The sequence below is a fragment of the Pseudomonas sp. S2_C11 genome (assembly GCF_054668395.1).
In genome coordinates this window covers 1706384-1726416 of the sequence record NZ_CP162765.1, presented here as the reverse complement: position 1 = coordinate 1726416, position 20033 = coordinate 1706384, and the positions used below count along the sequence as shown (strand labels likewise).

Annotated in this window: 23 protein-coding genes; 11 read left to right on the top strand and 12 right to left on the bottom strand. The window is 60.0% G+C overall.

The window, feature by feature from the left end:
- Nucleotides 1-123: 123 nt before the first annotated feature.
- Together AB4N48_RS07945 and AB4N48_RS07940 are read left to right on the top strand one after the other, a co-directional pair.
- Nucleotides 124-642 (top strand): carboxymuconolactone decarboxylase family protein, encoded by a 519-nt coding sequence (locus AB4N48_RS07945; RefSeq protein WP_252876554.1) that lies wholly within the window; start codon nucleotides 124-126, stop codon nucleotides 640-642.
- Nucleotides 643-828: 186 nt separating this feature from the next.
- Nucleotides 829-3060: a response regulator gene (locus tag AB4N48_RS07940; protein ID WP_460095100.1), complete on the top strand. Its 2232-nt coding sequence runs from the start codon at nucleotides 829-831 to the stop codon at nucleotides 3058-3060.
- Here the strand turns inward: AB4N48_RS07940 and AB4N48_RS07935 are convergent.
- A complete protein-coding gene (locus AB4N48_RS07935) occupies nucleotides 3028-4473 on the bottom strand; it encodes a SulP family inorganic anion transporter (RefSeq protein ID WP_252867857.1) in 1446 nt (481 codons plus the stop codon). The two genes, AB4N48_RS07940 and AB4N48_RS07935, sit on opposite strands and share 33 nt — an antisense overlap.
- Before the next feature lie 160 nt (nucleotides 4474-4633).
- Here AB4N48_RS07935 and AB4N48_RS07930 point away from each other — a divergent pair, with 160 nt between their 5' ends.
- Nucleotides 4634-4948, top strand: a complete 315-nt coding sequence (locus AB4N48_RS07930; RefSeq protein WP_150741133.1) for a DUF7693 family protein — start codon at nucleotides 4634-4636, stop codon at nucleotides 4946-4948.
- Nucleotides 4949-5104: 156 nt separating this feature from the next.
- On the opposite strand, the gene AB4N48_RS07925 is transcribed toward AB4N48_RS07930, so the two are convergent.
- The 5 genes from AB4N48_RS07925 to AB4N48_RS07905 form a co-directional block, all read right to left on the bottom strand.
- Entirely contained in the window at nucleotides 5105-5638 is a 534-nt protein-coding gene (locus AB4N48_RS07925) for a cysteine hydrolase family protein (protein WP_095182052.1), read from the bottom strand.
- Between the two features lie 64 nt (nucleotides 5639-5702).
- Nucleotides 5703-7430, bottom strand: coding sequence for a gamma-glutamyltransferase (gene ggt, locus AB4N48_RS07920; RefSeq protein ID WP_095182053.1), 1728 nt, complete (start codon nucleotides 7428-7430; stop codon nucleotides 5703-5705).
- 171 nt (nucleotides 7431-7601) lie between these two features.
- Nucleotides 7602-8189 carry an NUDIX domain-containing protein gene (locus AB4N48_RS07915; protein WP_024013397.1) on the bottom strand — a complete coding sequence of 196 codons (588 nt, stop codon included), beginning with the start codon at nucleotides 8187-8189 and terminating at the stop codon, nucleotides 7602-7604.
- Nucleotides 8190-8287: 98 nt separating this feature from the next.
- Nucleotides 8288-8923 carry a lytic polysaccharide monooxygenase auxiliary activity family 9 protein gene (locus tag AB4N48_RS07910; RefSeq protein WP_095182054.1) on the bottom strand — a complete coding sequence of 212 codons (636 nt, stop codon included), beginning with the start codon at nucleotides 8921-8923 and terminating at the stop codon, nucleotides 8288-8290.
- A 207-nt stretch (nucleotides 8924-9130) separates the two neighbouring features.
- On the bottom strand, nucleotides 9131-9571 hold the full coding sequence (locus AB4N48_RS07905; RefSeq protein ID WP_460095098.1) for a hemerythrin domain-containing protein: 441 nt from the start codon (nucleotides 9569-9571) through the stop codon (nucleotides 9131-9133).
- A 152-nt stretch (nucleotides 9572-9723) separates the two neighbouring features.
- On the opposite strand from AB4N48_RS07905, the gene AB4N48_RS07900 reads away from it, so the two are divergent.
- Nucleotides 9724-10149 carry a GNAT family N-acetyltransferase gene (locus tag AB4N48_RS07900; protein ID WP_236168577.1) on the top strand — a complete coding sequence of 142 codons (426 nt, stop codon included), beginning with the start codon at nucleotides 9724-9726 and terminating at the stop codon, nucleotides 10147-10149.
- 102 nt (nucleotides 10150-10251) lie between these two features.
- On the opposite strand, the gene AB4N48_RS07895 is transcribed toward AB4N48_RS07900, so the two are convergent.
- Nucleotides 10252-10602, bottom strand: coding sequence for a hypothetical protein (locus tag AB4N48_RS07895; protein ID WP_150634948.1), 351 nt, complete (start codon nucleotides 10600-10602; stop codon nucleotides 10252-10254).
- Nucleotides 10603-10735: 133 nt separating this feature from the next.
- Here AB4N48_RS07895 and AB4N48_RS07890 point away from each other — a divergent pair, with 133 nt between their 5' ends.
- From AB4N48_RS07890 to AB4N48_RS07860, 7 genes are all read left to right on the top strand, one after another.
- Complete coding sequence (locus AB4N48_RS07890; RefSeq protein WP_041477057.1) at nucleotides 10736-11065, top strand: DUF6388 family protein; 330 nt, start codon at nucleotides 10736-10738, stop codon at nucleotides 11063-11065.
- Between the two features lie 165 nt (nucleotides 11066-11230).
- Nucleotides 11231-11623, top strand: a complete 393-nt coding sequence (gene tusD / locus AB4N48_RS07885) for a sulfurtransferase complex subunit TusD (RefSeq protein ID WP_150741136.1) — start codon at nucleotides 11231-11233, stop codon at nucleotides 11621-11623.
- A 2-nt stretch (nucleotides 11624-11625) separates the two neighbouring features.
- Nucleotides 11626-11982, top strand: coding sequence for a sulfurtransferase complex subunit TusC (gene tusC / locus AB4N48_RS07880; protein ID WP_460095097.1), 357 nt, complete (start codon nucleotides 11626-11628; stop codon nucleotides 11980-11982).
- Nucleotides 11982-12275 carry a sulfurtransferase complex subunit TusB gene (gene tusB / locus AB4N48_RS07875; protein WP_460095096.1) on the top strand — a complete coding sequence of 98 codons (294 nt, stop codon included), beginning with the start codon at nucleotides 11982-11984 and terminating at the stop codon, nucleotides 12273-12275. The genes tusC and tusB overlap by 1 nt, the downstream gene beginning before the upstream one ends.
- Nucleotides 12272-12607: a TusE/DsrC/DsvC family sulfur relay protein gene (locus AB4N48_RS07870; protein WP_016770652.1), complete on the top strand. Its 336-nt coding sequence runs from the start codon at nucleotides 12272-12274 to the stop codon at nucleotides 12605-12607. The genes tusB and AB4N48_RS07870 overlap by 4 nt, the downstream gene beginning before the upstream one ends.
- Nucleotides 12604-13605: a glycosyl transferase family protein gene (locus tag AB4N48_RS07865; RefSeq protein WP_460095095.1), complete on the top strand. Its 1002-nt coding sequence runs from the start codon at nucleotides 12604-12606 to the stop codon at nucleotides 13603-13605. The genes AB4N48_RS07870 and AB4N48_RS07865 overlap by 4 nt, the downstream gene beginning before the upstream one ends.
- Nucleotides 13606-13696: 91 nt before the next feature.
- Entirely contained in the window at nucleotides 13697-14698 is a 1002-nt protein-coding gene (locus tag AB4N48_RS07860) for a glutathione S-transferase family protein (protein WP_460095094.1), read from the top strand.
- A gap of 94 nt (nucleotides 14699-14792) precedes the next feature.
- Here AB4N48_RS07860 and cysG read toward each other — a convergent pair whose 3' ends face one another.
- The 5 genes from cysG to lolA all read right to left on the bottom strand — a co-directional run bounded on the left by cysG (nucleotide 14793) and on the right by lolA (nucleotide 19996).
- Nucleotides 14793-16187, bottom strand: coding sequence for a siroheme synthase CysG (gene cysG / locus AB4N48_RS07855; protein WP_041477064.1), 1395 nt, complete (start codon nucleotides 16185-16187; stop codon nucleotides 14793-14795).
- Nucleotides 16188-17468, bottom strand: coding sequence for a serine--tRNA ligase (serS, locus tag AB4N48_RS07850; RefSeq protein WP_460095093.1), 1281 nt, complete (start codon nucleotides 17466-17468; stop codon nucleotides 16188-16190).
- A gap of 15 nt (nucleotides 17469-17483) precedes the next feature.
- Nucleotides 17484-17858: a fluoride efflux transporter CrcB gene (crcB, locus tag AB4N48_RS07845; protein WP_016775261.1), complete on the bottom strand. Its 375-nt coding sequence runs from the start codon at nucleotides 17856-17858 to the stop codon at nucleotides 17484-17486.
- Nucleotides 17858-19180: a replication-associated recombination protein A gene (locus AB4N48_RS07840; protein ID WP_042609225.1), complete on the bottom strand. Its 1323-nt coding sequence runs from the start codon at nucleotides 19178-19180 to the stop codon at nucleotides 17858-17860. The genes crcB and AB4N48_RS07840 overlap by 1 nt, the downstream gene beginning before the upstream one ends.
- A gap of 195 nt (nucleotides 19181-19375) precedes the next feature.
- A complete protein-coding gene (gene lolA / locus AB4N48_RS07835; protein WP_016775262.1) occupies nucleotides 19376-19996 on the bottom strand; it encodes an outer membrane lipoprotein chaperone LolA in 621 nt (206 codons plus the stop codon).
- Between the last annotated feature and the right edge of the window lie 37 nt (nucleotides 19997-20033).

Sequence of the window (20033 nt, the reverse complement as noted above, 5' to 3'; positions counted from 1 at the left end):
CCCGAAAGCATATCTGGACGATCTGCCGCATATCCTCGACGATTTGCCGCCAGAGCGCCATTGGCAGCCCCTAAGATCTCTCCATCGCCGCTGCACTTCGCTGCGGAATTTCGGAGAATCACCATGAGCCGCATCCCCGCTATCAGCCTCGACACCGCCACCGATGCCACCCGTCCTGCACTGGAAGGCGTGAAGAAAAAAATCGGCTTCCTGCCCAACGTCTTCACTACCCTCGCCCAAGCGCCAGTTGCATTCGACACTTACCTGCAAGCTTCGGCGATCCTCGGCAAGACCTCGCTCAGCGCCCAGGAAAAAGAAGCCGTCTACCTCGCCACTTCGCAAGTAAACGGCTGCGACTACTGCCTGTCCGCACACACAATGTTCGCCGGCAAGGCCGGGCTCTCGCCACAGGACATCGTCGCGGCCCGTCAAGGCGAACTGAATGCCTACGCCGCCCTCGCCCGCCAACTGACCGAAACCCGTGGCCACTTGAGCGATGAACAGTTGGCCGCTGCTCGCGCTGCCGGTATCGATGACCGCAAGATTATCGAAGTGATTGCCCTGGTGGCCGTGCAGACATTGACCAACTACCTGAACAACACGGCGTTGACCGACATTGATTTCCCGACCGTCGAGGCCTGAGCAGTCGCTCACGAACTGAAGAAAAATCCGCTGGCGAAAAGATGCTCTTTTCGCCAGCGCTGTTTTTTGCTGCCATGATGTAGGTCAGAATAATTCGCAGCGCAAACAGTGTCTGGTGCGCTGAAACCAAACACCCTGCGCGCAGGTCTTTGTTCTCAGACAAATGCCCGGAAAGATACGAACCCCATGACAGACTGGTTGCAAGACAACGGCGAGATGGCCGGGCAGATCCGCCGTCACGACTGGGCGAATTCGCCCCTCGGCCCGTTGGAAAACTGGCCCGATGTACTCAAGACCACTGTCTCGCTCAGTCTCGCGTCGCATTTCCCTCAGGCGATCGTCTGGGGCCCGCAATTGATCACTCTCTATAACGACGCCTTCGTGCCGATTCTCGGCGACAAGCCGCATGCGCTGGGACGTCCTTTCAGCGACATCTGGAAAGAAGCCTGGCATGAGATTAGCCCGATAGCCGAGGCGGCCTATGCCGGCCAAGCCACCTACATCGAAAACTTTGCCCTGAAGATCGAACGCGGCAACGGTCCGGAGCAGGCGTTCTTCACTTTCTGTTACAGCCCGATTCGTGACTCCCACGGCAATGTCGTCGGCATGCTCGACACGGTCACCGAGACCACCCAGACCGTTTATCTCAACCAACGCCTGGCCGTCCTCGATGCCATCGGCGAAGCGGTGACCAATGCCACCGATGCGCAAGCAATCCTGGCGGCGAGCACCCGGCTGATGGTCGAGCAGTTGCAATTGTCCAACTGCGCGTACGCCGACATGGATGCCGACGAGGACGGCTTCACCATTCGCGGCGACTATGCGGCACCGGGTTCGCCAAGCATCGTCGGCCACTACCGCCTGCGCGATTTCGGTGAGAAGGCAGTGCTTCTGCTGCGCGCCGGGGAACCGCTGGTCATCCATGACAACCGCAGCGAGCTACCACCGGAAGAGTCGGCGACCTTTCAGGCCATCGGTATTACCGCGACCATTTGTGTACCACTGATCAAGCAGGGCCGTCTGACCGCATTGATGGCCGTCCACGACAAAGTGCCGCGGGTCTGGTCGCAATTTGAGCAGGCATTGATGAGCGAAGTGACCGAACGGTGCTGGGCGCACATCGAGCGGGTGCGCGCCGATGCCAATGTGCGCGAAGGCCTGCTGGCGCTGGCTGAGCTCAACGCCACGCTGGAGCAACGGGTCGAAGAGCGCAGCTTGCGCCTGGCCCAGGCCGAGTCGGCGTTGCGCCAGTCGCAGAAGCTCGAAGCCATCGGCCAATTGACCGGCGGCGTCGCCCACGACTTCAATAATCTGCTGACGATCATTCGTTCGTCGGTGGACTTTCTGCGCCAGCCCAACCTGCCGGAAGAACGCCGCCAGCGCTACATGCGCGCGGTGTCCGACACCGTCGAGCGCGCTTCCAAGCTGACCAGCCAGTTGCTCGCCTTCGCTCGCCGTCAGCCGCTCAATCCGCAGGTGGTCGATGCCGGCGAACGGCTGGCCAATATTGGCGAGATGCTCGAATCGGTCACCGGCGCGCAGATTCACGTGTGCGTCGTACGCCCGGATCACCCCTGCTACATCCGCGTCGATCTCAGTCAGTTCGAAACCGCGTTGATCAACATTGCGCTTAACGCCCGCGACGCCATGAATGGTCAGGGTGAGCTGAAATTGCGCCTGGAGTGCCACAAAGCGCTGCCGCCGATTCGCGGCCATGCTGGGTCCAGCAGCCATTTCGTGTCGATTGCCCTGGCCGACACCGGTGCCGGTATCGACGCACACACCCTTGAACACATCTTCGAGCCGTTCTTTACCACCAAGGCGGTCGGCAAAGGCACGGGGCTGGGGCTGTCGCAGGTGTTCGGCTTCGCCAAGCAATCCGGCGGCAACGTCGATGTTTCCAGCGTCCTTGGCCAAGGCACCGAGTTCACCTTGTATTTGCCGCAAGTGCCGGCGATCGAGGCAGAAATGGACCAGGCAGAGGACGATGGCGAGGTGCAGCCGGCCTGCGAAAAACGCCGGGTGCTGGTGGTAGAAGACAATCTCGACGTCGGCCGTTTCGCCAATCAGATCCTCCAGGATCTGGGCTATGAAACCGCGTGGGCGACCAACGCCGAAGAAGCCCTGCAGTTGGCGGGTAGCGATGCCAGCGCGTTCGATGCGGTGTTTTCCGACGTGGTCATGCCAGGCATCACCGGCGTCGCGCTGGCCAGGGAGCTGCGCCAACGCCGCCCCGATCTGCCGGTGATTCTGACCTCCGGCTACAGCGAAGAACTGGCCCGCAGCGGTTACGAAGGTTTCGAGTTTCTCGCCAAGCCCTATTCCGCCGAACAGGTCTCGCGGATTCTCGGCAAGACCTGGCTCAAGGACGCAAAACCAGCGGCGTCAGTCGTGATCGACGCCGGCGCGCTTGAGTAATTTCTTGCAGCGTTCCGACAGATGAAACACCTGTAAGTGCTTGCCAGCCTTGGCGTAGCGTTCACGCAGGGTTTTCAACGCGGCAATCGCCGAGTAATCGACAAAGCTCAGGTGCCGGCAGTCGAGAGTGACTTTCGCCGGATCGTTGGCCGGATCGAACTGATTGAGAAACGGCGTGGTCGAGGCAAAGAACAGCGTCCCGTGCAGGCGATAGAGCTTGCTGCCGTCGGCCTCCAGGTGTTCATCGGCGTACAGTTCGCGCGCCTGCTGCCAGGCGAAGTTGAGCGCGGCGATGATGATCCCGCACAGCACGGCCGTGGCCAGATCGGTGAACACGGTGATGGTGGTCACGGCGATGATCACCAGCACATCGTGCAGCGGCACCTTGTTGATCACCCGCAACGACGCCCAGGCGAACGTCTGCTGCGATACCACAAACATCACCCCCACCAGTGCGGCCAGCGGAATACGCTCGATCAGCGGCGACAGAAACAGAATGAACAACAGAATCAGCACACCGGCAACAACACCGGACAAGCGCCCGCGCCCGCCGGAGCTGAGGTTGATCACGGTCTGGCCGATCATCGCGCAACCGCCCATGCCGCCGAACGCACCGGACACCATGTTGGCCGCGCCGAGCGCCACGCACTCACGATCCGGATAGCCACGGGTCTCGGTGATTTCGTCGGTCAGGTTCAGTGTCAGCAAGGTTTCCAGCAGGCCGACCATCGCCATCAGGACCGCGTACGGAGCGATGATGCGCAGCGTTTCCAGGCTCCACGGAATGTCCGGCATGGCGAAAGTCGGCAGACCGCCGGCAATGTGCGCCATGTCACCGAGGGTACGGGTCGGCAGGCCGAACAGGTAGACCAGCAGGCCGACACCAAGGATCGCCACCAGGGCCGGCGGTACCGCTTTGGTCAGGCGCGGCAGGATGTAAACGATGGCCATGGTCAGTAGCACCAGCCCGGTCATCAGATACAGCGGCGTACCGCTGAGCCAGTGCTCGCCGCTTTTGAAGTGCTCCAGTTGCGCCAGGGCAATGATGATCGCCAGGCCGTTGACGAAACCGAGCATCACCGGATGCGGCACCATGCGCACCAGTTTGCCCAAGCGCAACAGCCCGAACGCCATCATGATCAGACCGCCGAGCAGCACCGTTGCCAGCAGATATTGCACGCCGTGTTGCACCACCAGCGCGACGATCACCACCGCCATCGAGCCCGCCGCGCCGGAAACCATGCCCGGCCGGCCGCCAAACAGCGCCGTCAGCGTACAAATGATGAACGCGCCATACAGGCCCATCAGCGGATTGAGATGCGCGACCAGGGCGAAAGCAATGCATTCGGGCAACAGGGCGAACGAGGTGGTGAGTCCGGCGAGGACATCGGCGCGCAGACGAATCGGTTTCATGGCTTACCTGACTGAGCGGCCGCTGGGCACGGCTGCTGTTTTCGCGAAAAAAGAGGGAGGCGAATGTTACGGAATTGTTCGGCCTCGGGCCAGTGAAACGCTGACATGGAGTGGCGCGGGCCTTATCCTTGCAGGCTTGTCCATCGAATCGAGTCGCAGCATGTCAGCGTTTTTGTCCGCCCGGGATGTGTGTCAGCGTCTGCGCGAAGCTGCGCTGGGCGTGCTTGCGTTCGAAGTCTGCGAGGTAATGTCCCAGTCCGGGCTGATTGCCGTTTACATCGAGGGCTGGCATCTGCTGTTGGACTTCGCCGAGGGACACTTGCATCACTGTGAATACGCGCGCAACTGCGCCGGGGATGAAGCGACGCTGGACACTTGGCAGCGTTATGGCACGGACCCGGTGAGTCTGCTCAGCACATGGGAACTGGCGCAGATCGAGCGGTTGCTGCGTGATGCGAATCGCGTCCAAACCTAGTGCATCGTTTCCGACTGCGGTGCTCTCTGATGTTGAGACCGACCAAATGCCTGTGGGAGCGAGCCTGCTCGCGAAGGCGGTATATCAGTCGGTTTGATGTTGGCTGTCATAGCGCTTTCGCGAGCAGGCTCGCTCCCACAGGGGGTTTGTGTGAGTTCAGAAGGTGATTTGGGCTGCCGGTTTGACGTCGATCCGTGCCACGGAACTGGTCAGGGCGGCGAAGTCCTTGTTGTGTTGGGCAATGATGTCTTCGGCGCTCATGTTGCCGTTATCGACCGTCGAATGTGCATCTTGCGCGACTACGACGTCGTAGCCCAGCTTATGCGCGCTGCGCACCGTGGCGTTGACGCAGTAATCGGTTTGCAGGCCGCAGATGATCAGGCGTTCGAAGTCCTCGCTGGGCAGCAGCTTGCCGAGATCGGTCTGGTAGAAAGAATCCCCGGTAGTCTTGCCTACACGCAGGTCTTTCGTCGAAGTCAGCAAACCTTCGGCCAGTTGCCAACCGTCCGCGCCATGCACGAACGGACCGTCCTTTTCTTCGTGCTGAATCAACACCACCGGAACGCCAGCTGTGCGGGCGCGTTGGCTGAGATCATTGATCGTGGCGATCACGCGGTCGATTTCAAAACACTGATATTCACCAGCACACAGTGCTTGCTGGACGTCGATGATCAGTAATGCGGTGGTCATGTCGAGCCTTCCTTGATCAGTCCTTGAGATGGGGCGGACCTGAGCCCGCCCCTTTTTACTCCGCTCAGTAACCCAGTGACAAGCCGGTATTACGCCGTGGATCATTGGCGCCGTAGAAGCGATTCTTGCCAACCGGTTTGCCGTCCAGTGACGGCGCGCCGACCAGAATCGCGGCGATGTGGTTGGGATCCTGCGGGCCGGCAAACTTGTGGCCCCAGCTCTCGAGGAGCTTTTTCGTATCCGGGCTGGCGGCGAAGTCTTCGAGGTTGGTTTCCTCCGGCATCCACTGCTGATGGAAGCGCGGCGCGTCGACCGCTTCCTGCAGCCCCATGCCGTAATCGATCACATTGAGCATGGTCAGCAAGGTCGCGGTGATGATCCGGCTACCACCCGGCGTGCCGACCACCATCACCACTTTGCCATCCTTGGTGACGATGGTCGGACTCATTGACGACAGCGGCGCCTTGCCCGGGGCGATGGCATTGGCCTCACCCTGGACCAGCCCGTACATGTTCGGCACGCCGACCTTGGAGGTGAAGTCGTCCATTTCGTCGTTGAGGATCACCCCGGTCTTGCTCGCCATCACGCCAGCGCCGAACCAGTCATTAAGGGTGTAGGTGACCGAAACGGCATTGCCCCACTTGTCGACGATCGAATAGTGCGTGGTGTTGCTGCCTTCATGCGGCGCTACACCGGGTTTGAGCTCAGCCGACACGCCGGCCTTTTGCGGCTGGATGGCGTTGCGCAGTTTGGTCGCATAGTTCTTGTCCAGCAGGTGCTCGATCGGATTCTTCACGAAATCCGGATCGCCGAGGTAGCTGTTGCGATCAACGTACGCGTGGCGCATCGCTTCGATCTGGTAGTGCATGCCCTGAGCGGAATGGAAGCCCAGGTCCTTCATCGGATAGCCTTCGAGGATATTCATGATCTGGCAGATCACCACCCCGCCGGAGCTGGGCGGTGGCGCCGAGACTACGTGATAGCCGCGATAATCGCATTCCACCGGGGCCAGTTCGCGAGTCTTGTATTTGTCCAGGTCGGCCTGGCTGATGATGCCTTTGTTGGCTTGGCTGGACGTGACAATGGCATCGGCGACCCAACCTTTGTAGAAGCCGTCGGCGCCCTTCTCGGAAATCGTCCGCAGGGTTTTCGCCAGATCCTTCTGCACCAGTTTCTGCCCGACCTGCATCGGCTCGCCGTTGCTGAGGAAGATCGAGCCGGAATCGCGCATGTCCTTCTTGAACACATCCGTCGCGTATTCGAGCAGCTCGACATCGCCCTGCTGCAGCTCGAAACCGTCTTCGGCCAGTTTGATCGCCGGGGCAATCATGTCCTTGCGCTGTTTGGTGCCATATTTGCTCAGCGCCAGCTCCATGCCGGACACAGTGCCCGGCACCCCGACGGCCAGATGGCCGCGCGTGCTCAGTTCCGGAATGACGTTACCGTCCTTGTCCAGATACATGTTGGCGGTCGCTGCCAGCGGGGCTTTCTCGCGGAAGTCGAGAAAGGTCTTGCGCCCGTCCGCCAGTTGAATAGTCATGAACCCGCCGCCGCCAAGGTTGCCCGCAGCCGGATAGACCACCGCCAGCGCATAGCCCACGGCCACTGCCGCATCCACGGCATTGCCGCCGTTTTTCAACACATCGACGCCGACATGGGTCGCCAGATGTTGCGCGGTGACCACCATGCCGTTTTCCGCCGCAACCGGCGCCACTGATGCCGCGTGAGCCATGAGACAGCTGAGCGCCAGGGAGGTCGCAATGAGCGATCTGGCCAAAGGTTCGTACTTCATGAGTCGATCTCTTTTTGTTTTTGGGGACTGCGCAAAACGCAGGGCAGCGCTTCAGGAGCAACAAGCAGTATGGCCGGCTTTGCGTATTGCGCCTCCCCGTTCAGCCAGTATGCTGAGCCATCGCAGCATTTGGCAGCTCCTGAAAAATGCGTCGAAGGCTGCGATCTTTCATCAAGCGAAGAGGTTGTTCATCGCTGCGTATTGCAACAGCATGATGGTCTTGGCGTCACAGATCTCGCCGCGTTGAAATGCTGCCAGTGCCTCATCGAAGCCCCACTCGAGCACTTCCAGTTCTTCGGTTTCCTCTTCCAGCCCACCACCGTCGCTGACTTTGGACGCGGCGTCGTATTCGGCGATAAAAAAGTGCAGCTTCTCCGTCACCGAGCCGGGGCTCATATACGCCTCGAATACCTTCTTCACGTCATGCACGCGATAACCGGTTTCCTCCTCGGCTTCGTCACGAATGCGTTGCTCAGGGGCGGCACCTTCCAGCAACCCCGCCGCCACCTCGATCAACAATCCATCGTGGCCGTTGACGAACACCGGCAAACGAAACTGGCGGGTCAGCACCACCGTGCGCTTTTCGCGGTTGAACAGCAGAATCGCCGCGCCGTTGCCCCGGTCGTAGACCTCGCGGGTCTGGCGCTGCCATTCGCCGTTGTTGCGGTGGTAATCAAAAGTGATTTTCTTCAACAGATACCAGTCGTGGGACAACACCTGTGTGTCGACGATGTTGACCCGTTCGGCTGTGTTGGACATCGCGTCTGATCCTGTTTTCATGGGGGACTGCCATGGTCGGACAATTGCGCCGACAAAAAAAGCCCGGCAGCGCTACCGGGCTCGTTCAGCCTGGGTTGTTACTGGAAGTCGACGTCGAAGGCCTGGTAGAAGGCGTTGCCGGTGTTGGCGACGATCCACATCAGCACAATGACGTGATGACCCTTCTTGTTCGTCGGCAGTTGCACTTGGTGATCAACCTTGGCCTTCAATTCGCCGGCATGGCTGTAATACGGCACTTGCGGGTAGAAGTCTTCGAAGAACGGCTGGGTTTCGAGCTGCGCACGGCTGATGCGTTGCTGTGGATCCCAGCCGTCTTTGGTGATCAGCCAGCGATAACCACGGGTGGTGTGCGGCGCGGTGTACGCCCAGCTGACCTCGAGAATCTGCCCCGGATCGACATTAAGCAGCGGCCAGTTGAATGAACGGCCGAGCTTCTTGCTCATCTCGTCGTCGGTGTAATTGACGCAATCGCGGGCATCGGTCTTGCCGCCGCTGAGAATGTAGCCATCGGCCGGCGGCGCGACGCTGTCCGAGTCGGTCTCGAAGGGTTGCGGGAACGGCCCGGCATTCACGGCCGGAAAGTTTTTGCCGCCCTCCATTTCATTGACTTGCCAAGCGCCGAGCAAGCCGAGGTCAATGGCCACTGCGCCGCGACTTGCTGGCGAGATGACACGACCGTGTTTGAGTTGGGTTTGTGGGATTGCCTGATTCATCGTCTTCACTCCGTTGATTTGAGAACTCTCCTTCCCGAGGAGAGGCTTTCAAGCTAACGGAGGTGAATTTTTTGTCCATTGGCGCTTTTGTCGCAATGCGATTTTTCAGGACGTAAAAAACCCGAAAACACTGGATGAATAACCAGTTAAAGTCGACACGTCGCACTCAACGTGTAGCTGAACACCTACACGCCGAGTCGCCTTTGGTCATTCAGACAGTTGCGCCTGATACTCCTTTTCGTACTGCCCGGCGAGTTGCGTTTTCTGTTTATCGTCGAGCAGCTTGCCGGCCATCTGGAAGAATTTGTGCTCTTCTTCCTCAAGGTGGTGATGAACCTTGTCGGAAAGCTTCTTGGCCGTGGCCAGCCACGCCGGACTGGACATTTCGGTCTCGTCGAGTTCTTCCATCATTTCGTCCATTTCGTGGTGCTCGGCGATGGCGTGGCGGCTCAGGTCAACGCCTTCGTCGATTTCCATCAACGGAATGTAGAAGTGACGCTCTTCAGCGGTTTCATGCGCTTGCAGTTCTGCTTTGAGCTGATTGTAGGCCTCGACCCGCTCAGGGCTGTCGCCGCTGGTCGCGATCAGAGCCTTGGCGTAGGTGCGCTGGCGCTCGTGGCTTTCGCGCAGGGCTTCAAAAATATTCACGGGATTTCCTCATCAATCGCGCTCAGGGAAAGACGCGATAAAAGCCTAGACCGCAACGCTGGTTTGACGGTTCCGCTTGTTCGATCGAAGGGCTTGGAGGCGTTTGCCCGGACGGGTTAGGCTGGGCGTTCAATCACACAAGGAAGTCATGCATGAATTTGCGTATCGAGTTGACGGACAATCCTACCGAGGAACAGCGTCAGGCCATTCTCCAACCGTTAATTGAATACAACGATGCGAAGACCGGCATATCGAAAACCGAGCCGTTCGCCTTGATGGTAAAAGATGAGTATGGCGCGATACTGGGCGGGTTGTACGGGCGAGTGACTTTGCGCTGGATGTTCATCGATTTGCTGTCAGTACCGGAACAAAGTCGCGGAGAGGGGATTGGTTCCCGGTTAATGGCACAGGCAGAAGCATTGGCCGAAGACAGGAACTGCTACGGAATCTGGCTCGACACCTTCGATTTTCAGGCGCCGGAGTTCTACAAGAAGCTGGGCTTCAGCCAGTTCGGTGAGATCGTAGACTATCCACCAGGGCACAAGCGGCATTTTTTCCAGAAGCGGCTGATCGACTGACTGTATCGCCCTTTGCGCGAGCAGGCTCGCTCCCACACTGGAAAGCATTCAATCGGTGGGAGCGAGCCTGCTCGCGAAAGCGCCAGCCGCCTCGACACACAATCAGAGGCAGGTCGCCATCGCCGCCATCCGCCGCATCGCGACAAAATCACTCTTCTGCGCGTAATAGTTCAAGGTTGTGCCGGACGCTTCGGTGATCACATCGACAAACGACTCCGCTGAACGCGTGTAGACCGTCGTGCCGCCAGACTCGCGCGGCTCCAGATAGGCCGCCGCGTCGACGCCGAAAACCGCTTCGTCCTGCCAGGCGAATTGCACGCACCGGGCGACGTCTTTCTCCGGCTTGTCCGAGGTCAGGACCTTGTCAGGGCTCCGGGTGCGAGCATCGTTCATCACCGAACCGGCGCACCCGGCCAACAGGGCCGCCGCCAGCACTACCATCAGCATTCGCATTGCATTTGCTCATCGAGAAAAAAGCGGACTGTAGCACTGCAACGCGGCAAATCGTTCTGCTTTACTGTTTTTATGCGCGACACGCGTGAGCAGCTGCGGCACTCTGAGATCTTCAGCCACACAAGGACATTACATGGCGCCTAGCGACCAACGACATGAACACGCCCTGAAACTGTTTCTCGATGCGCGACCCGAACTGCGCGAGACCCTCGACCATCTCAACCCGCTGCTGGCTCAGGCCAAGGGTGAAACCCAGGCGCAGTACCGCGAAGAACGCTTGCATGAAGCATTCGAGGCTGAGGCAGAAAGCCAGGGGTTGTTTGCCTGGGAGCTGACGTTGCAGCTGACCGCTGATTCACCGGAGGACTATCAGGCGCAACGCCTGGAAGTGCATCGGGAAGTGGCGGAAATGGCGGGGATGGACTGGATCGAGTATTGCGATCTTTACGGCATCACCCCGTAATCGATGTAGGAGCTGCCGAAGGCTGCGATCTTTTGATTTTGCTCTTCAAGATCAAAAGATCGCAGCCTTCGGCAGCTCCTACAAAGGTATCTGCGTAAAACTCGGGTTTCGCGGCACGAGCGATAAAGCTTTATCATGGCCGCAGTTTCGCTGATCGAGTCCATCATGAAGTTCGCCATCGCGCTGTTTTCCGCCGCCCATGCGCCCTCCTCGCGCCGTGCCCTGCTGTTTGCCCAGGCCGCGCTGGCCGGCGGCCATGAGATTGTTCGGCTGTTCTTCTATCAGGACGGCGTGTTCAACGCCTCCGATGCCGTGGTGACGCCGCAGGATGAACAGGATTTGCCCAAGCAATGGCGCGCCTTCATCAACGAAAAGCAACTGGATGGGGTGGTCTGCATCGCCGCCGCTCTGCGCCGTGGCGTGTTGAACGAAGAAGAATCCAAGCGTTACCAGCGTGAAGCGATTTCGCTGAGCGCGCCGTGGGAATTGTCCGGTCTGGGTCAGTTGCACGACGCCGTGCAGGACGCTGATCGGCTCATCTGTTTCGGAGGCGCTTGAACATGGCCAAATCGCTGTTGATCATCAGCCGCCAATCGCCATGGTCCGGCCCCGGTGCGCGGGAAGCACTGGATATCGTGCTGGCCGGTGGCGCCTTTGATCTGCCGATCGGTTTGCTGTTTCTCGATGACGGCGTGCTGCAACTGGCCGCCGGGCAGAACGCCAAGGCCTTGCAGCAGAAAGACCTCAGCGCCAATCTGCAGGCGCTGCCGATGTTTGGTGTCGAAGAGCTGTTCTATTGCGCCGAAAGCGCCAATGCTCGCGGTCTTGGCAACCTGTCGCTGGACGAAGCGCAGCCACTCGCCGCTGATCAAATCACCGCCCTTATTGACCGCTACGATCAGGTGATCACCCTCTGATGTCGACTTTGCATGTGTTGTCTCATTCCCCGTTCGGGGACGATCGTCTGAGCAGTTGCCTGCGCCTGCTCGGCAGCGCCGATGTCGTGTTGTTGTCCGGCGATGCGGTGTATGCGCTGCAACCGGACACTGTGCCGTTCTCAACCCTTCAAGAGCGAGCAATCAGACTGTTTGTCTTGATTGAGGACGCACAGGCGCGTGCGATCGAGATTCCAGACTGGGCCGAGGCCATCGATTACCCGGCGTTCGTCGAACTGTCGATCCACCACGCCAAGGTCAACAGCTGGCTATGAATTCAATGACCGTCGGCGCCCGCGCCATCGAACTGGACAAGGACGGCTTTCTCGTTGACCTCAGCGACTGGTCGGCTGAAGTGGCCAGCGCCCTCGCCGCCGCTGAAGACATCGAGTTGACGCCCGAACACTGGGAAGTCCTTGAGCTTCTGCGTAGCTTCTACGCCGAATTCCAGCTATCGCCGGCCACGCGGCCGCTGATCAAGTACACCGCGTTGAAACTCGGCGCGGACAAAGGCAACAGCCTGCACCTGAACCGACTGTTCAAAGGCACCCCTGCCAAACTCGCCGCGAAACTGGCGGGCCTGCCCAAACCGACGAATTGCCTATGAACGACTTTCCAGCTTTGACCCTCGAAACGCCTGCCGAGCATCCGTTCGCGCAATTCGTGCGCATTCTCGGCAAGGGCAAGCGCGGCGCCCGCGACCTGACGCGCGAGGAAGCCCGCGAGGCCATGGGCATGGTGCTCGATGACAAGGTCGAAGATACGCAACTGGGTGCCTTCCTGATGTTGCTGCGGCACAAGGAAGAAAGCGCAGAGGAAATGGCCGGTTTCACCGAAGCCCTGCGCGAACGCTTGCAGGCACCGGCGCTGAATGTCGACCTGGACTGGCCGACCTACGCCGGCAAAAAACGCCATCTGCCGTGGTATCTGCTCGCGGCCAAATGCCTGGCGCAAAACGGCGTACGCATCTTCATGCATGGCGGCGGCGCGCACACTGCCGGGCGCCTGTACAGCGAACAACTGCTGGGCGAACTGAACATTCCCCTGTGCCGTGATTGGCAGCAGGTCGGCACGGCACTGGACAACGGCGGCCTGGCCTTTATGCCGCTGGTGGACTGGGCGCCGCAACTGCAGAAGATGATCGACCTGCGCAATACCTTGGGCCTGCGGTCGCCGATCCACTCGCTGGCGCGAATTCTCAATCCGTTGGGCGCACGCTGCGGCCTGCAAAGCATTTTTCACCCGGGTTACCAGGCGGTGCATCGCGATGCCAGCGGCTTGCTCGGCGACGCGGCAATTGTGGTCAAGGGCGATGGCGGTGAAATCGAGATCAACCCCGACGCCACCAGCCACCTGTATGGCACCAGCGGCGGTCAGAGCTGGGATGAAGAATGGCCGCAGCTGTCAGCGCAGCGCCATGTCAAACACGCCTCGCTGGACATCGAGCACTTGAAAGCCGTGTGGCGTGGCGATGTGGTCGACAGTTACCCGCAAATGGCTTTGATTGCGACCATGGCTCTCGCCCTGCGCGGTCTCGGTCAGAATCGCGAACAGGCCTTTGCGACCGCAGAGCAATATTGGGCGGCACGCAACACATCGATCTAACCGATCATTAGCGCCCGATCTTTGCGCTTTTTGTTCGAACTCATCGGAATAGACTCGACTCCAACGAATATTGGTTTTGGGAGTCTTGATCATGGGTTTACTCGTCGACGGCCACTGGCAGGACAAGTGGTACGAAAGCAGCAAGGACGGCGCGTTCCAGCGCGAACAGGCGCAACGCCGCAACTGGGTGACCGCCGACGGTCAACCAGGCCCCAGCGGTGAAGGCGGTTTCGCCGCCGAAGCCGGACGCTATCACCTGTACGTTTCCCTCGCCTGCCCTTGGGCGCATCGCACGCTGATTCTGCGCAAACTCAAAGGGCTGGAAGGTCTGATCGACCTGTCGGTGGTCAGCTGGCTCATGCTGGAGAACGGCTGGACCTTCGACAAAGCGCTCGGTTCGACAGGCGACAAACTCGATGGCTTCGATTTCATGCATCAGCGATACACCGCCGACACGCCTGATTACACCGGGCGCGTGACGGTGCCAGTGCTGTGGGACAAGAAACTCAAGCGCATCGTCAGCAATGAATCTGCGGAAATCATCCGCATGTTCAACAGCGCCTTCGACGGGATCACTGGTAACGATCTGGACTTTTATCCGGCGCCGCTACGCAACGAGATCGATGCGCTGAACGAGCGGATCTACCCGGCGGTGAACAACGGTGTCTATCGTGCCGGGTTCGCCACCTCGCAACAGGCATACGAACAGGCGTTCGATGAAGTATTCGCCGAACTGGATCATCTGGAGCAACTGCTGGGTGCCAATCGCTACCTGAGCGGGGAATACCTGACCGAGGCCGACGTGCGCCTGTTTACCACGATGATTCGCTTTGACGCGGTGTATCACGGGCACTTCAAGTGCAACCTGCGGCGGATTGCCGATTACCCGAATCTGTCGAACTGGCTGCGCGAGATGTATCAATGGCCGGGTATTGCCGAGACGGTGGATTTCCAGCACATCAAGCATCACTACTATGGCAGCCACAAGACCATCAACCCGACCGGCGTGGTGCCGAAGGGGCCGCAGCAGGATTTCAGCGTAGCGCATGACCGGTCGCGGTTGATCGGGAAAGGGGTTTGGTTAAAGGGCTAACAGCAGAAGCAAAAGATCGCAGCCTTCGGCAGCTCCTACATGAGAATGCGTTCCTCTGTAGGAGCTGCCGAAGGCTGCGATCTTTTGATCTGACTCAGACCTGCGCTTGAGCCCCTTCAAACCACGCCAGCTTCTCGCGCAGTTGCACCACTTCGCCGACGATCACCAGAGTCGGCGCATGCACTTCATGCTCCGCCACCATTCGCGGCAGATCCGCCAGCGTGCCGGTGAAAACCCGCTGATTGACTGTAGTGCCCTGCTGAATCAACGCCGCCGGGGTATCCGCCGCGCGACCATGCTTGATCAACTGCTCGCAGATAATCGGCAGGCCCACCAGGCCCATGTAGAACACCAGCGTCTGCGCCGGAGCCACCAGGTCAGCCCATGGCAGATCGGTGGAACCATCCTTCAAGTGGCCAGTGACAAACCGCACGGACTGCGCATGGTCACGGTGGGTCAGCGGGATCCCCGCATAAGCGGCGCAACCGCTGGCCGCCGTGATGCCTGGCACCACTTGGAATGGAATACCGTGGGCCGCCAGTTCTTCGATCTCTTCGCCACCGCGGCCGAAGATAAACGGATCGCCGCCCTTCAACCGCACCACACGCTTGCCAGCCTTGGCCAGATCGACCAGTTGCTGGTTGATCTGATCCTGCGGCACGGCGTGTTCGGAGCGCCGCTTGCCGACATACACCCGCTCGGCATCGCGACGGCACAACTCGAGAATCGCCGGCGCCACCAGGCGGTCATAGAGCACCACATCGGCTTGCTGCATCAGACGCAGTGCGCGGAAGGTCAACAGATCCGGATCACCCGGACCGGCACCGACCAGATAAACCTCGCCAGTGGTGACCATTGGCTCGCCATCGACCTTGGCCTGCAACAGGCGCTCGGCTTCAGCGCCCTGCCCGGCCAGTTGACGATCGGCGATCGGGCCCTGGAAAACGTCTTCCCAGAAGCCGCGACGCTGCTGAACATCCGGAAACAGGTTTTTCACCTGATTGCGAAAACGCGCAGCCAGCCCTGCCAATTGACCGTAGGTCGAAGGAATCCAGGTTTCGATTTTCGCGCGGATCAGACGCGCCAGTACCGGCGCATCGCCGCCGCTGGACACGGCGATGATCAACGGCGAGCGATCGACGATCGCCGGGAAGATCACGCTGCACAAGGCCGGCGCATCGACCACGTTGACCGGCACGCAACGGCGGTGGGCGTCGGTGGAGACTTGCGCGTTGAGCGTTTCGTCGTCGGTAGCGGCAATGATCAGCCCGCAACCGTCCAGATCCGTTTCGGCGTAACCGCGCAACAGGCATTCACCGCCGCTGGCAGCGACCAGTTCGGCCAGTTGCGTTTCGATTTCAGGTGCGACCACCCGCAGCAGCGCACCGGCATCGGCCAGCAGGCGGGATTTGCGCAAGGCAATTTCCCCCCCACCGACAACCAACACACGACTGCCGCGCAGGTTGTGAAACAGCGGCAGATATTTCATTTAGCCGATGACCTCAAGGCCACCCATGTACGGCTTCAGCACGTCCGGCACACGGATCGAACCGTCGGCCTGCTGGTAGTTTTCCAGTACCGCAACCAGAGTACGACCGACCGCCAGACCAGAGCCGTTCAAGGTGTGCACCAGCTCAGGCTTGCCGGTTTCCGGGTTACGGAAACGCGCCTGCATGCGCCGCGCCTGGAAGTCGCCGCAGTTGGAGCACGAGGAGATTTCGCGGTATTTGTCCTGGCTCGGAATCCACACTTCGAGGTCGTAGGTCTTGACGGCGCTGAAGCCCATGTCGCCGGTGCACAGCGCCAGGGTGCGGTAAGGCAGGCCGAGCAGCTGGAGGACTTTTTCGGCGTTGGCAGTCAGGCTTTCCAGCGCTTCCATCGATTGCGACGGCTCGACGACCTGGACCATTTCGACTTTGTCGAACTGGTGCTGGCGGATCATGCCACGCGTGTCGCGACCCGACGCACCGGCTTCGCTGCGGAAGCACGGGGTGTGGGCGACAAACTTGATCGGCAACAACTTCGAATCGACGATTTCGCCGGCAACGATGTTGGTCAGCGACACTTCGGCGGTTGGAATCAGGTACAGATCAGCTTCGCCTTCGCGGGCAATCTTGAACAGATCTTCTTCGAACTTCGGCAGCTGGCCGGTACCTTGCAGCGCCGGAGCCTGAACCAGATAAGGCGTGTAAGCCTCTTCGTAGCCATGTTCGGTGACATGCAGGTTGATCATGAACTGCGCCAGTGCGCGATGCAGACGCGCGATCGGGCCGCGCAGCAAGGCGAAACGAGCACCGGACAGCTTGGCGGCGGTTTCGAAGTCCAGCCAGCCGAACTTCTCGCCGAGGGCGACGTGGTCTTTCACTTCGAAATCGAACTGAGTCGGGGTGCCCCAACGGCGTACTTCGACGTTGTCGTCTTCGTCCTTGCCGACCGGAACCGATTCGTGCGGCAGGTTGGGGATACCGAGCAGGATCGAATCGAGTTCGGTCTGGATCGCGTCCAGCTCGACCTTGCCAGCGCTCAACTCGCCTGCCATACGCTCGACGTCCGCCATCAGCGACGCGATGTCTTCGCCGCGCTGCTTGGCCTGCCCGATGGATTTGGAACGCGCGTTACGCTCAGCCTGCAGTGCTTCGGTGCGGGTCTGGACGGTCTTGCGCTGTTCTTCCAGCGCTTCGATGCGCGCGGTGTCCAGGGCAAAGCCACGGGAAGCCAGGCGGTCCGCTACGTCCTGAAGGTTGCTACGTAACAGTTTGGAATCGAGCATGTCGGTTTCTCGTTATCAAAGTTTGGTCAGGGACAGGCCGGCCCACGTCGCGAGCAGCCCGCCGAATACGCTGAGTGCCGCGTAGCCCAGGGCCAGCAACACTTGCCCGCTTTCCAGCAGGCGCACCGTATCCAGTGAAAAGGATGAAAAAGTCGTCAGCCCCCCGAGGAAGCCGACCATCAACCCGGCGCGCACCTCGATCGGCACCTCCGGGCGTATCAGAAACAGGCCGTACAACACGCCAATCAGCAGGCAGCCCACGATATTAACGGCCAGCGTCGCGGTATAGAAGTGCCGCGGCCAATTGGCGCTGACCCAATTACCGGTGGCGAAGCGCAACAAGGTGCCGGCAACACCGCCGACCGACACTGCGAGTATCAATGGAACCACTATTTTCTCCGCTGCCGAGGGCTCAGACGATCGAGTTGAGCGAGGTGATTGAGCTTTTCGCCGATCTTCAACTCCAGGCCACGGGGCACTGGCTGATAGAACGGAATCGGCTCGAGTTCTTCCGGAAAATAGTCTTCGCCGGCGGCATAGGCGTCCGGCTCGTCGTGGGCGTAGCGGTATTCGTCGCCATAACCCAATTGCTTCATCAGCTTGGTCGGTGCATTGCGCAGGTGCAGCGGGACTTCCAGCGAGCCGTTCTCAGCCGCTGCGCGCAGCGCGGTTTTGAAGCCCATGTACACCGCATTGCTTTTCGGTGCGCAGGCCAGATAAGTAATGGCCTGGGCGACTGCCAATTCGCCCTCGGGGCTGCCGAGACGCTCCTGCACTTCCCACGCCGCCAGGCACAGGCTCAATGCACGCGGGTCGGCGTTGCCGATGTCTTCGCTCGCCATGCGCACCACGCGTCGCGCCAGGTACAGCGGATCGCAACCGCCGTCGATCATCCGCGCAAACCAGTACAGCGCGCCGTCGGGATTGGAGCCGCGCACGGATTTGTGCAGCGCCGAGATCTGGTCGTAAAACGCTTCACCGCCCTTGTCGAAACGTCGGCGCGTATCGCCGAGCAGGCTTTGCAGCAACTCGGTGCCGATTTCGCTGTTGTCTTCGGCCAGATCAGAGGCGTTTTCCAGCAGATTGAGCAGGCGCCGGCCATCGCCATCAGCGGCGGACAGCAACATCTGGAAGCCTTCATCGCTCAGGGTCAGGTTGCGCTTGCCCAGGCCGCGCTCTTCGGTGAGTGCGCGGTGGACCAGTTTGCGCAAGGCCGCTTCGTCTAGGCTTTTCAGCACGTAGACGCGGGCCCGCGATAACAAAGCGTTGTTCAGTTCGAACGAAGGGTTTTCGGTGGTGGCGCCGATGAAGATCAGCGTGCCGTCTTCAACGTAGGGCAGAAACGCGTCCTGCTGCGACTTGTTGAAGCGGTGCACTTCATCGACAAACAGGATCGTGCGCTTGCCGTACTGGCCGGCCTGCTGCTTGGCAATTTCAACGGCCTGGCGGATTTCCTTGACCCCGGCGAGCACCGCCGAGACCGTTTCGAAGTGCGCATCCGAGACTTCTGCGAGCAAGCGCGCCAGGGTGGTCTTGCCCACGCCCGGCGGCCCCCAGAAGATCATCGAATGCAGCGCGCCCTGCTCCAGCGCCTCACGCAGAGGCTTGCCGCGAGCGAGTACGTGTTCCTGACCGACGTACTCATCCAGATTGGCCGCACGCAGACGGGCGGCCAAGGGCTGGGCAATCGGTGCACTGCGAAACAGATCCATCACGTAGCGTTGAAACCTCTGATTTTCTGAAATCTGCTGAAGTACCTGTGGTGAGGGGATTTATCCCCGTTGGGCTGCGAAGCGGCCCCAAAAGCGACGACTGCTGCGCAGCCGGACGGGGATAAATCCCCTCGCCACAATAGCCCCTCAATAGCAGGCCCTCACCACAAAGGCCCTGACACAAAGTGCCGGTGTTTATTCCTGGATAACGTCGGCACCTTTGGGAATGTCGAATTTGAACTTGGACGCAGGCACCGCTTCGTTGGCCTTGACCCCGGTAAACAGGATATTGGTGCGCTGGCCGACGCTGTCAATCAGTTGCATGTCATTGAGCAGGCCGTTGCGGAACGACAGGCGCAGATTGTCGAACAGGGTGTCCTTGGTTTTCGGCTTCAGGGTGAAGTCGATCACGCCGCCCGCCTCTTTCGCGCTGATATCGAAGCTCTGGCTGATCTTCGAGACATCGCCGGACAACAGCAAGGCCGGCGTCTGGGTCAGACGCTCATCGAGCTTCTTGATGGTTGCCTGCTCCAGATCCGGGTCCCACAGGGTGACTTTCTTGCCATCGGAGACCATGGTCTGCTCGGCCGGCGCATTGGTGTGCCAGTAGAACAGGCCCGGACGCTGCAGGGTCATGTTGCCGGTGGTTTCCTGCAACTGGGTGCCGGTGCCATCGAGGGTCAACTGCGAAAAGTTCGCCGACAGGGTTTTCGATGTTTCGAGCAATTGGGTCAGACGCGCCACGTCCTTTTCATCGGCGTGGGCCGTGAGTGTGGTCAGCGCCAGTACTGGCAACAGCATGCGGATAAGGCGCATGAGAGTCCTCTTGAATACTCGTGGGAGAGCGAGTGGC